The 13,619-nt window shown below is 63.9% G+C and carries 3 protein-coding genes; all 3 read left to right on the top strand.

What is annotated here, in order from left to right:
- The coding region (locus HX792_RS30455) for a phosphopantetheine-binding protein (protein WP_256349919.1) at positions 1-693 on the top strand (693 nt) is incomplete at its 5' end.
- 3 nt (positions 694-696) lie between these two features.
- Complete coding sequence (locus HX792_RS29915) at positions 697-8,478, top strand: non-ribosomal peptide synthetase (RefSeq protein ID WP_176999433.1); 7,782 nt, start codon at positions 697-699, stop codon at positions 8,476-8,478.
- Positions 8,479-8,551: 73 nt separating this feature from the next.
- Positions 8,552-13,619, top strand: a 5,068-nt coding sequence (locus HX792_RS29910) for a non-ribosomal peptide synthetase (protein ID WP_176999434.1), incomplete at its 3' end; no start/stop codon positions are given.

Raw genomic sequence — 13,619 nt, 5'->3', positions numbered from 1 at the left:
GTGTACCGCAGCGGCGACCTGACCCGTGGCCGTCCGGACGGCGTGGTGGACTACCTCGGCCGTGTCGACCACCAGGTGAAAATCCGTGGTTTCCGCATCGAGCTGGGCGAAATCGAAGCGCGCCTGCGTGAACAGGACAGCGTCGGTGAAACGGTGGTGGTGGCCCAGGAGGGCCCGACCGGCAAACAATTGGTGGCGTACGTTGTGCCCGCCGATGGCCCGCTGGTCAACGAGACCGAGTTCCGCGACAGCCTGCGTCGTGCCCTCAAAACCCGTCTGCCCGACTACATGGTGCCTGCGCACTTCATGTTCCTGGCGCAAATGCCGCTGACTCCCAACGGCAAGCTCGACCGCAAGGGCCTGCCCGAGCCGGACGCCAGCCAATTGCAACAACACTACGTGGCCCCCGAAACCGAGTTGGAGCAACAGATCGCAACGATCTGGGCCGACGTACTGCACCTGCCGCAGGTGGGCCTGAACGACAACTTCTTTGAAGTGGGCGGCCATTCCCTGCTGGCGATCCAGATCACCTCGCGGGTCCAGGCCGAGTTGGGCCTGGAAGTGCCGTTGGTGGAAGTGTTCCAGACCGAGTCGTTGCGCGCCTATGTCCAGGCGGCAGCGACCTTCCGTGCCGGCAGCGCGGAAGATTTTGATGATCTTCGTGACTTTTTGAGCGAACTAGAGGCGATTTGAACCATGCTTTCCAACCCTAACATCGACCTGGTGTCGCGCTTTCTTCGCCTGCCTCTGGAACAACGCCAGCAGTTCTACCAACGCTTGCAAACCCGGGGCATGAGCTTTGCTCAATTGCCCATTGCTTCGATCCGTGAACAGGGCCAGCACGCGCCCTTGTCCTATGCCCAGGAACGCCAGTGGTTTCTCTGGCAACTGGACCCGCACAGCGCCGCCTATCACGTACCCGGGGCACTGCGCCTGAGCGGGCCCCTGGACAAGGCGGCCTTGCAGCGCAGTTTTGACCGGCTGGTAGCTCGCCACGAAAGCCTGCGTACCCGGCTGCACCTGGACGGTGAGCAACGCTCCCAGGAAGTGCTGGACGTTGCGCCTGTCCAGATCATGGAAAGCCCGGTCGAGGAAGCCCAGCTCAAGGCCCGGGTGGAAGCCGAGATCGCTCGCCCTTTCGACCTGCAACAGGGGCCATTGCTGCGGGTCAATCTGTTCAGCCTGGGGCATGACGAGCATGTGTTGGTGCTGGTGCAGCACCACATCGTCTCTGACGGTTGGTCCATGGGCGTGATGGTGCAGGAGCTGATGCAGTTCTACGCCGCGTGCAGTCAAGGCCAGGACTGTGTGTTGGCGCCATTGCCGATCCAATACGCAGACTACGCACTGTGGCAGCGCAGCTGGATGGAAGCCGGCGAAAAAGCGCGACAACTGGATTACTGGCGCGAGTTGCTGGGTGGGGTGCAGCCGGTGCTGGAGTTGCCGCTGGACCACGGCCGGCCGGCCCAGCAGAGTTACCGTGGCGCACGCCGGGACATTGCCCTGGAGCCTGGTCTGGTGGTGCAAATCAAGGCCCTGGCCCAGCGCGAAGGCGTCACGCTGTTCATGTTGCTGCTGGCTTCGTTCCAGGCCTTTCTGTACCGCTACAGTGGCCAGCATGACATTCGGGTCGGGGTGCCGATTGCCAACCGTAACCGCGTAGAGACCGAGTCGCTGATCGGCTTTTTCGTCAATACCCAGGTGCTCAAGGCCAACCTTGACGGCCAGATGACGTTCGCCCAGTTGCTCCAACACACCAAGCGTCGCGCGCTGGAGGCCCAAGCCCACCAGGACTTGCCATTCGAGCAGTTGGTCGAAGCCCTGCAGCCGGAGCGCAGCTTGAGCCACAACCCGCTCTTCCAGGTGATGTTCAACCACCAGGCTCGGGCTGCCACGCGCGCGCCCCAGCTACCGGGCCTGCAAGTGGCCAACCTGGAATGGGACACCCGCAGTGCCCAGTTCGACCTGAGCCTGGACACCCAGGAAACGGGCGACGGGATCTGGGCTTCCCTGACCTACGCCACCGACTTGTTTGATGCCACGACCGCCGAGCGCATGGTCGGCCATTGGCTGAGCCTGCTGCGTGCAGCGGTTGCCAACAGTGGCCTGGCGCTGCAGGACCTGACCGCCGTGAGCGCGCAAGAGCGTGAGCAGATGGTGTTCCAGTGGAACGCTACCGCCCGCGACTACCCGTTGCAGCAGTGCGTGCACCAACTGATTGAAACGCAGGCCGCCAACACACCGGACGCTCCGGCGTTGGCGTTTGGCCAGCAGCGCTTGAGCTACAGCGAATTGAACCGTCGTGCCAACCGCCTGGCCCATCGCCTGATAGCGGCGGGGGTAGGGCCGGATGTGCTGGTCGGCCTCGCCGTAGAGCGTTCCATCGAGATGGTGGTGGGCTTGCTCGCCGTGCTCAAGGCAGGGGGCGCCTATGTGCCGCTGGACCCGGAATACCCGCGTGAGCGCTTGGCCTACATGCTGGATGACAGCGGCGTGAAGCTACTGCTGACCCAGGCTCATCTGCTTGAGCAATTGCCGATCCCGACCGGGCTGGAGTGCCTGGTGCCGGGTGAGTCGACCTTCGAGGGTTTCAGCGAAGCCAATCCTGAGATCGCCCTTGACGGCGAAAACCTCGCCTACGTGATCTACACCTCCGGCTCCACCGGCCAGCCCAAAGGTGCCGGCAACCGTCATTCGGCGCTGCTCAACCGCCTGCAGTGGATGCAGGAAGCCTATGCGCTGGATGCCAGCGACAGCGTGCTGCAGAAGACCCCGTTCAGCTTTGACGTGTCGGTGTGGGAGTTCTTCTGGCCGTTGATGACTGGTTCGCGGCTGGTCGTCGCTGCGCCCGGCGATCACCGCGATCCGGCCAGGCTGGTCAGCCTGATCAACACCGAGCAGGTCACCACGCTGCACTTTGTGCCGTCGATGCTGCAGGCATTCCTGCAAGATCCGTCCGTGTCCAGTTGCCAAGGCTTGAAGCGCATCGTGTGCAGCGGCGAGGCCCTGCCGGTGGATGCGCAGACCCAAGTCTTCGCCAAGTTGCCGCAAGCTGCGCTCTACAACCTGTACGGCCCGACCGAAGCGGCCATCGACGTGACCCACTGGACCTGCGTCGATGAAGGTCGCGACGCGGTGCCGATTGGCCGACCGATTGCCAACCTCGGCTGCTACATCCTCGACAGCAACTTCGAGCCCGTGCCCGTTGGCGTGCTTGGCGAGTTGTACCTGGGTGGTGTCGGCCTGGCCCGGGGTTACCACCGTCGCCCGGCCCTGACGGCCGAGCGTTTTATTGCCCACCCGTTTGTAAAAGGCGAGCGCCTGTACCGCGCCGGCGACTTGGCGCGCTACCGCGACAACGGTGTGATCGAATACGCCGGGCGCATCGACCACCAGGTCAAGCTGCGTGGCCTGCGTATCGAACTGGGTGAAATCGAGGCGCGCCTGTTGGAACACGAGTGGGTGCGCGAGACGGCCGTGTTGGCAGTTGATGGCAAATACCTGGTGGGTTACCTGGTGCTGCAACAGGCTGGCGACGACTGGCGCGATGTGTTGAGCGCCCACCTAGCCCAGCATCTGCCGGACTACATGGTGCCGGCCCAGTGGATGGTGTTGGAACAGATGCCGCTGAGCCCCAACGGCAAACTGGACCGCAAGGCCCTGCCCAAACCCGCGGCCGTGCAGGCTTACGAAGCGCCGCAAAGCGCGCTTGAACAACGAATCGCCGCGATCTGGGCAGAGGTGCTGGGCGTCGACCAGGTTGGGTTGAACGACAACTTCTTTGAACGTGGCGGTGACTCGATCATCTCGATCCAGGTGGTCAGCCGCGCCCGTGCTGCCGGTATCCACTTCAGCGCCAAGGCGTTGTTCCAGCACCAGACGGTGCGCAGCCTGGCGCGGGTGGCGCAGTTGCAGGTGGCGCGGGTCATCGACCAGGGCCCGGTGCAGGGTGAAACGCTGTTGCTGCCGTTCCAGCAACTGTTCTTCGACATGGCGTTGGCGCAGCCGCACCATTGGAACCAGTCCTTGCTCTTGACGCCGCGTGAGCGGATTCAGGGTGACCGCCTGGACGCTGCCCTGCAAGGCTTGATCGCCCATCACGATGTGTTGCGCTTGAGCTTCAGCCAGCAGGCCAAGGGCTGGAAGGCCGAACATGCCTCGGTGACCACTCAAGTGCTGTGGCAGGCCACGGTGCAGGACGCTGACGAACTGACCGCGCTGTGCGAAAAAGCCCAGCGCAGCCTCGATCTGCAGCAGGGGCCGTTGCTGCGTGCGGTGCTGGCCGAGTTGGCAGACGGTTCCCAGCGGCTGCTGCTGGTCATGCACCACCTGGTGGTGGACGGCGTGTCCTGGCGAGTGTTTCTGGAGGACCTGCAGAGCCTGTACCGCCAGCACGCGCTGCCGGCCAAGACGTCGTCGTTCAAAGCCTGGGCTGAGCGCTTGCAAACCCATGCCCGCAGCGAAGCAATCACGTCGGCCAAAGGCTTTTGGCTGCAACAATTGCAGGGTGAGCCCACCGAGCTGCCGTGCCGTGATCCGCAGGGTGCGCGCCCTGGCCATCTGGCCCATACCGTGATTAGCCGACTGGATGCCGAGCGCACCCGTCAACTGCTGCAACAGGCGCCCATGGCCTATCGCACCCAGATCAACGACCTGCTGCTGACCGCCCTGGCCCGGGTCGTTTGCCGGTGGACCGGGCATGCCAGCAGCCTGATCCAGATGGAAGGCCATGGCCGTGAAGACCTGTTTGATGACATCGACCTGACCCGCACCCTGGGCTGGTTCACCAGCCTGTTCCCCGTGCGCCTGACCCCCACCGATACCCTGGCGGGCTCGATCAAGCAGATCAAGGAGCAACTGCGTGCGGTGCCGGACAAAGGCCTGAGTTTCGGTGCGCTGCGTTACCTGGGGGATGACGCCACGCGTGAGGCGTTCAACGCCTTGCCGGAGCCGCGCATCACGTTCAACTACCTGGGGCAGTTCGATACCAGCTTCGACCAGCCGGACGCGTTGTTCGCACCCGCCGTCGAGAGCCGCGGTGCAGAGCAGAGCCCGGACGCGCCGCTGGGTAACTGGTTGACGCTCAACGGCCAGGTGTACAACGGCGAGTTGCAACTGGGCTGGACCTTCAGCCCGCTGATGTTCGACCCGGCGACGATCGAAGCGCTGGGCGCGGCCTATACCGAGGAACTCAATGCGCTGGTGGCGCACTGCTGCACCCCTGGCAACCGTGGTGTGACCGCGTCCGACTTCCCGCTGTCGCGCCTGACCCAGCCGCAGCTGGAATCCCTGCCGCTGGCCGCCGACGCCATCGAAGACATCTACACCCTGTCGCCCATGCAACAGGGCATGTTGTTCCATACGTTGTACGAGCAGGCGGCAGGCGACTACATCAACCAGATCCGCGTGAGCGTCGACAACCTGGACGTGGCGCGCTTCCAGCAGGCCTGGGACGCCACGGTGCGCGCCCATGATGTGTTGCGCAGCGGGTTCTTCTGGGAAGGGCAGATGGAGGGGCCGCGCCAGGTGGTGTACCGCGAAGCGCGGTTGCCGCTGGAAGTGCTCGATTGGCAAGCCATGCCGGAACGTGAGCTGGCGCTGCAGGAGCTGCAACAGACGCAGCGCCGTCAGGGCTTCGACCTGACCCAGGCACCCTTGGTGCGCATGGTGCTGGTGCGGACCGATGAACAGCGCCACGAACTGATCTACACCCATCATCACATCCTGATGGACGGCTGGAGCAATTCGCGGTTGTTCGGCGAGGTGTTGCAACGTTACGCAGGGGCGGTGGTGCCTGAAGTGGCCGGGCGTTATCGCGACTACATCGGCTGGTTGCAGCAGCGTGATGCCGTGGCGACCGAAACCTTTTGGCGCGAGCAACTGAAGGTTCTGCACACCCCGACCCGCCTGGGCAGCGCCCAGCCGATGGCGTTGCAGGGGCATGGCGAGCATCAACTGGCGCTCGACAGCGCGTTGACGGCACGCCTTGAGTCGTTCGCCCGCAGCCACAAGGTCACGCTCAACACCCTGATCCAGGCAGCGTGGCTGGTTTTGCTGCAACGCCACAGCGGCCAGCCCGTGGTCGCGTTCGGTGCGACCGTAGCGGGGCGCCCGGCCGAGCTGGCGGGCGTGGAGCAACAGATCGGCTTGTTCATCAACACCTTGCCAGTAATCTGCGCGGTCGATGAGCAGTGCCGGGTGGCCGATTGGTTGCAAGCGGTCCAGGCGCAGAACCTGGCCCTGCGCGAGCATGAGCACACCGGCCTGTACGACATTCAACGGTGGGCCGGGCAGGGCGGGGACGCTTTGTTCGACTCTATCCTGGTGTTCGAAAACTACCCGGTGTCCAAGGCGTTGGAGCAGGCCGGCGGCAGCGGCATCCGCTTTGGCACCCCTCATTCCCTGGAGCAGACCAGCTTCCCGCTGACAGTGCTGGTGGAAGTGGCTGAGACGTTATCGGTGCACTTCAGTTTTGCCCGTGCGCATTTCACTGCCGAGGCCGTGCAGGGTTATGCCCGCCACCTGGTCAATCTGCTGCACGCCATGCTTCAAGACGGGCAGCCGCGCCTGGGCGAACTGGCGATGCTGGAGGTGGCCGAGCGTCAGCAACTGATTCATGAGTGGAACGCCACCGCCCGCGACTACCCGTTGCAGCAGTGTGTGCACACACTGATTGAAGCGCAGGCCGCCAACACGCCGGACGCCCCGGCCTTGGTGTTTAGCCAGCAGCGCTTGAGCTACAGCGAACTGAACCGTCGTGCCAACCGCCTGGCCCATCGCCTGATAGCGGCGGGCGTGGGGCCGGATGTGCTGGTCGGCCTGGCGGTGGAGCGTTCCGTCGAAATGGTGGTGGGCTTGCTCGCCGTGCTCAAGGCTGGTGGCGCCTATGTGCCGCTGGACCCGGAATACCCGCGTGAGCGCCTGGCCTACATGCTCGACGACAGCGGCGTGAAACTGCTGCTGACCCAAGCCCATCTGCTTGACCAGTTGCCAATCCCGACCGGGCTGGAATGCCTGGTGCTGGGTGAGTCGACCTTCAAGGGTTTCAGCGAAGTCAATCCGAACGTGACGTTGGACGGCGAAAACCTCGCCTACGTGATCTACACCTCCGGCTCCACCGGCCAGCCGAAAGGCGCGGGCAACCGTCATTCAGCATTGACCAACCGTTTGCAGTGGATGCAGGAAGCGTATGCCCTCGACGTCAGCGACAGCGTGCTGCAAAAGACCCCGTTCAGCTTCGACGTGTCGGTGTGGGAATTCTTCTGGCCGTTGATGACCGGCTCACGCCTGGTCGTCGCTGCGCCCGGCGATCACCGCGATCCGGCCAGGCTGGTCAGCCTGATCAACACCGAGCAGGTCACCACGCTGCACTTTGTGCCGTCGATGTTGCAGGCGTTCCTGCAAGACCCGACGGTTTCCACCTGCCACACCCTGCACCGCATCGTGTGCAGCGGCGAGGCTTTGCCGGTGGATGCGCAGACCCAAGTCTTCGCCAAGCTGCCGCAAGCTGCGCTCTACAACCTGTACGGCCCGACCGAAGCGGCCATCGACGTGACCCACTGGACCTGCGTCGATGAAGGTCGCGACGCGGTGCCGATTGGCCGACCGATTGCCAATCTGGGGTGCTACATCCTCGACAGCAACTTCGAGCCCGTTCCCGTTGGCGTGCTTGGCGAGCTGTACCTGGGCGGCGTAGGGCTGGCCCGGGGTTACCACCGTCGCCCGGCCCTGACGGCCGAGCGTTTTATTGCCCACCCGTTTGTAAACGGCGAGCGCCTGTACCGCACCGGCGACCTGGCGCGCTACCGCGACAACGGCGTGATCGAATACGCCGGTCGCATCGACCATCAGGTCAAGCTGCGCGGCTTGCGCATTGAGCTGGGTGAAATCGAGGCACGCCTGTTGGAACACGCGTGGGTGCGCGAGACGGCTGTACTGGCAGTCGATGGCAAATACCTGGTGGGTTACCTGGCGCTGCAACAGGCCGGCGACGATTGGCGCGATGTGTTGAGCGCCCACCTGGCCCAGCATCTGCCGGACTACATGGTGCCGGCCCAGTGGATGGTGCTGGAACAAATGCCCCTGAGCCCCAACGGCAAACTCGACCGCAAGGCCTTGCCGAAGGTGGACGCCACGCTGCAAGCGCGGGCGTACGAAGCACCGCAGACCGAGCAGGAGCAGCAGATCGCCGCGATCTGGGCGCAAGTGCTCGGCGTTGAACGCGTGGGGCGCCAAGACAACTTCTTCGAACTGGGCGGGCATTCCCTGCTGGCCACCCAAGTGGTGGTGCGCCTGCGCGAGCAGTTGCACGCCGAGTTTGACGTCAAGTCGATTTTCACTACGCCAACCCTGGCCGAGTTCAGTGCCTACGTGGCAGGCCAGCAGACAAATAATTCGCCCGTGCAGGATGCATTGGCTAAATCCTTGGAGGCTCTCAAACGTCTATCAGCAGAAGATTTGGATAAATTGATTTCCTGAGGGGCGTGGCGTGCAAGCATTAATCGAGTCGGTGGGTTCACTTTCTGCGCAGCAAAAGAAAGCGTTGGCGGTAATGCTCAAGCAACAAGGCATCAACCTGTTTGAGATTGCCCCGGTTTTCAAGCGTCAGGAAGGTGAGCCGCTGCGGCTCTCCTATGCCCAGGAGCGGCAGTGGTTTTTGTGGCAACTGGAGCCGCAAAGCCCGGCCTATCACTTGCCCCGTGCCTTGCGTTTGAGGGGGCGCCTTGACCGGGCGGCCTTGCAACGCAGTTTTGATGCGTTGATTGCGCGCCATGAAAGCTTGCGCACCCACCTGCATCAGGACGCCGACCAGATCGTGCAGGTGGTCAAGCCCCAGTTGCACCTCGAAATCACCGAAGGTCCGGGTGATGCCGCCCGGCTTGAGGCGCTGGTACAGGCCGAAGTCGCCAAGCCGTTTGACCTGCAGCAAGGCCCGCTGCTGCGGGTCAAGTTGTTGCAGCTGGCGCCAGAGGAACATGTGCTGGTGCTGGTGCTGCATCACATCGTGTCCGATGGCTGGTCGATGCAGGTGATGGTCGATGAGCTGGTGCAACTGTATGTCGGTTACAGCGGTGGCCAGGACGTTCATTTACCGGACTTGCCGGTTCAATACCCCGACTACGCGTTGTGGCAACGCAGTTGGATGGAGGCTGGCGAAAAAGAGCGACAGCTGGGGTACTGGTGCGATCGCCTGGGCGGCGAGCAGCCGGTATTGGAGTTGCCCCTGGATCACCCGCGCCCGGCCGTGCAGAGTTACCGCGGAGCGCGCTTGGACGTGGGCCTGGATCAGGCGTTGGTCACAGGGCTCAAGGCACTGGCCCAGCGCGAAGGGGTCACGCTGTTCATGCTGTTGCTGGCGTCGTTCCAGACGTTGTTGTACCGCTACAGCGGGCAGTCGGATATCCGTGTCGGCGTGCCGGTGGCCAACCGCAATCGCGCTGAAACCGAGCGCCTGATCGGCTTTTTCGTCAATACCCAGGTGCTCAAGGCTGATATCGACGGGCAGATGACCTTCAGTCAACTGCTGGCCCAGGTCAAGCAGCGTGCCCTCGAAGCCCAGAGTCATCAGGACCTGCCGTTCGAACAACTGGTCGAGGCCCTGCAGCCGGAGCGCAGCCTGAGCCATAACCCGTTGTTCCAGGTGATGTTCAATCACCAGGCTGAAGGGCGCAGAGTCCGTGGCGAGCAGCAGTTGCCGGGCCTGGCTGTGGAGGCCCTGGAGTGGGACAGCCAGAGCGCACAGTTCGACCTGAGCCTGGACACCCAGGAATCACCCGAAGGTATTTGGGCTTCACTGACCTATGCGACCGATCTGTTTGAGCGCTCGACGGTGCAGCGCATGGCCGCGCACTGGCAAGCGTTGCTGCGCGCCGTGGTCGGGCGGGCGAGCAGCCCTGTCGCGCAGCTCGGCCTGCTGCTCGACGATGAACAACGGCATCTTTTGCAGGCGTGGAACCAGGGGGCGGCCGCGTTTGAAGCGGTCGCCGGTGTGCACGGCCTGTTCGAACTTCAAGCGCAGCAACAGCCCCAGGCCATTGCCCTGTGCCTGGGTGCGCAGTCCGTCACCTATGCCGAGCTGAACCGCCAGGCCAACCGCTTGGCCCATCGCCTGATCAGCCTGGGCGTCGGCCCGGAAGTGCTGGTGGGCGTGGCCGTCGAGCGTTCTGTGCAGATGATCGTCAGCCTGCTGGCGGTGCTCAAGGCCGGTGGCGCCTATGTGCCGCTGGACCCGCAGTACCCGCGTGAACGCCTGCTGCATATGTTGGAAGACAGCGGCGTCAGCCTGGTGTTGACCCAATCCCATGTGGCCATGCCGCTGCCTGAAGGCATGGCGACGCAGGAGGTGGCCGATGCAAGCTTGGCTGAACACATCGACAGCAACCCAGGCATCGCCGTCGCCGCGCAGAACCTGGCCTATGTAATCTACACCTCCGGTTCCACCGGCAAGCCCAAGGGCGTGGCAATCAACCATGCGGCGCTCACCGAGTTCTCCAGCATCGCCGCCGGTTACTCACGCCTGACCCAGGACGACCGCGTCCTGCAGTTTGCCACCCTGAACTTCGACGGCTTCGTCGAGCAGCTGTACCCGGCGCTGACCCATGGCGCCACGGTCATCCTGCGCGGCCCGGAGCTGTGGGACAGCGCGCGGCTGTACGATGAAATCATTGCCCAGGGCATCACCCTGGCCGACTTGCCCACCGCCTACTGGAACCTGTTCCTGCTCGATTGTCTGGCAGCCGGGCCGCGTTCTTATGGGGCGTTGCGCCAAATCCACATCGGCGGCGAAGCCATGCCGCTGGATGGCCCGGCGCAATGGATCAAGGCCGGGTTGGGCCATGTCCGTTTGCTCAACACCTACGGCCCGACCGAAGCCACGGTGGTCTCCAGCGTGCTCGACTGCACCAGCGGCGAAGAAACCATCGGCGCCACGGCCAGCCCAATCGGCCGCTCGTTGCCAGGCCGTGCGCTGTATGTGCTGGATCGCGACCTCAACCTGGCACCACTGGGGGCTGTGGGTGAGTTGTATATCGGCAGCCAGTGCGGCCTGGCCCGTGCCTACTTGAACCGGCCGCTGCTGACGGCCGAGCGCTTCGTGCCGGATCCATTCGGCGGCGACCGTCTGTACCGCACCGGCGACCTGGCGCGGTATCGCGCCGATGGCGTGATTGAATACGTCGGCCGGGTGGACCATCAGGTGAAAATCCGTGGTTTCCGTATCGAGCTGGGAGAAATCGAAGCGCTGTTGTTGGCTCAGAAAGGTGTGCGCGAAACCCTGGTCTTGGCGGCCGACAACCAATTGGTCGCCTACTTGGTGGCCGCCGAGCAGGACGCCGAAGCCCTGAAAGCCGTGCTGCGCGAGCAATTGCCGGACTACATGGTGCCGGCGCACCTGATCTTCCTGGAGCGCATGCCGCTCAACCCTAACGGCAAGCTGGACCGCCAGGCGCTGCCAAAACCGGATACCAGCCTGACGCAACAGGCGTGGGTTGAACCGGTGACCGAGTTGGAGCAACAGGTGGCGGCCGTCTGGGCGCACGTGCTGGGCGCCGAGCGTGTGGGCTTGACCGATCACTTCTTCGAGATGGGCGGGCACTCGCTGCTGGCGATGCAGGTGGTGTCGCGCTTGCGTCAGGTGCTGGCGCGTGAAGTGCCGTTGAAACTGGTCTTTGAACAGCCGCGCCTGGACGGTTTTGCCGGTGCCTTGCAGGTGCTGGACACGGCCGAAGGTGAGCAGGCGCCGGCGCTGCGGGCGGTCGATCGCGATCAATCCTTGCCGCTGTCCTATGCTCAGGAGCGTCAGTGGTTCCTCTGGCAGTTGGACCCGGACAGCAGTGCCTACCATATTCCCAGTGCCTTGCGCCTCAAGGGTGCCCTGGACATCCCGGCGCTGCAGCGCAGTTTCGATGCCCTCGTGGCCCGTCATGAAAGCCTGCGCACGGTGGTGCGGGCGCAGTCGGACGGGGCCCGCCAGGTCATCCAGCCCGAGGCCGCGTTGCCTATCAGGCTGGACGAAGCCGACGAGGGCAATGTGCAGGCGCTGGTCGAGGCCGAAATTGCACGACCGTTCAACCTGCTGGAAGGGCCGCTGCTGCGCGTGAGCCTGCTGCGCATGGGGCAAGACGACCATGTGCTGGTGCTGGTGCAGCATCACATCGTGTCCGATGGCTGGTCGATGCAAGTGATGGTCGATGAGTTGGTGCAGCTGTATGCCGCGTTCAGCCAGGGGCAAACTCTGCCACTGCCGGACATGCCGATCCAGTACGTCGACTACGCCGTGTGGCAACGTCAGTGGATGGAGGCGGGGGAGAAGGCCCGCCAACTGGGCTACTGGCGCGAGCTGCTCGGTGGCGAGCAACCGGTGCTGGAGCTGCCGTTCGATCATCAGCGCCCGGCGCAACAAAGCCATCGCGGGGCGCGCCTGGACGTGCCGTTGCCGGCGACGTTGGCAAGCGGTCTCAAGGCTTTGGCCCAAGCCCAGGGCGTGACGATGTTCATGTTGCTGCTGGCGTCGTTCCAGACGTTGCTGCACCGCTACAGCGGCCAACAGGACATCCGCGTCGGCGTGCCGATTGCCAACCGCAACCGTGCCGAAACCGAGCGCCTGATCGGTTTTTTCGTCAACACCCAAGTGCTCAAGGCCGATATCGACGGGCAAACCACCGTCAGCCAACTGCTGCAACAGGTTAAACAGCGCGCCCTGGAGGCCCAGTCGCATCAGGACCTGCCGTTCGAACAGCTGGTGGAAGCGCTGCAACCGGAGCGCAGCCTGAGCCTCAACCCGTTGTTCCAGGTGATGTTCAACTACCAGACCGATGGAGCGGGTGCACAGCAGACGCTTGCGCACTTGAACATCGAAGGCCTGGCCTGGGAGCGGCGCACCGCGCACTTCGATCTGGACCTGGACACCCACGACAGCCGCGATGGCTTGTGGGCGTCCCTGGGCTACAGCACCGATCTGTTCGACGCCGGCACTATCGAGCGCATGGCACGCCACTGGCAGAACCTGTTAAAGGCGATGGTGGCTGATCAAACGCAAAACATCAGTGAGCTGAACCTGCTCGACACCGAAGAACAGCAGCACATCCTGCAGCTGTGGGACCTTACCGACTCAGGCTTCCCGGCCACACGCTGGGTGCACCAACTGGTCGGCGACCGCGCCCGCGAAACCCCCGATGCCGTGGCCGTCAAGTTCGACGCCCAAACCCTGACCTACGCCGAACTCGACTCTCAGGCCAACCGCCTGGCCCATGCGCTGATCGCCCGTGGTGTCGGCCCGGAAGTGCGCGTGGCCATCGCCATGCCGCGCAGCGCCGAGAGCCTGGTGGCGTTCCTGGCGGTGCTCAAGTCCGGTGGTGTCTACGTACCGCTGGACATCGAATACCCCCGCGACCGCCTGCTGTACATGATGGAAGACAGCCGCGCGCAACTGCTGCTGACCCACACCAGCGCCTTGCAGCAACTGCCGATTCCCCAAGGTCTGGAAGCCCTGGCGATTGATCGCACCGAAGACTGGGCCAACTACAGCGACACCGCACCAAGCGTCGCGCTGGACGGCGACAACCTGGCCTACGTGATCTACACCTCGGGTTCCACCGGCATGCCCAAGGGCGTGGCGGTGT

The organism is Pseudomonas sp. B6002 (assembly GCF_013385985.1).
GTDB lineage: Bacteria > Pseudomonadota > Gammaproteobacteria > Pseudomonadales > Pseudomonadaceae > Aquipseudomonas.
The sequence above is the reverse complement of the archived record's forward strand: the minus strand, read 5'-3'. Positions and strand labels throughout refer to the sequence as shown.

What these genes read in the sequence shown, in the direction of transcription:
- HX792_RS29915 (WP_176999433.1), top strand. Translation starts at nt 697, where the DNA reads ATGCTTTCCAACCCTAACATCGACCTGGTGTCGCGCTTTCTTCGCCTG.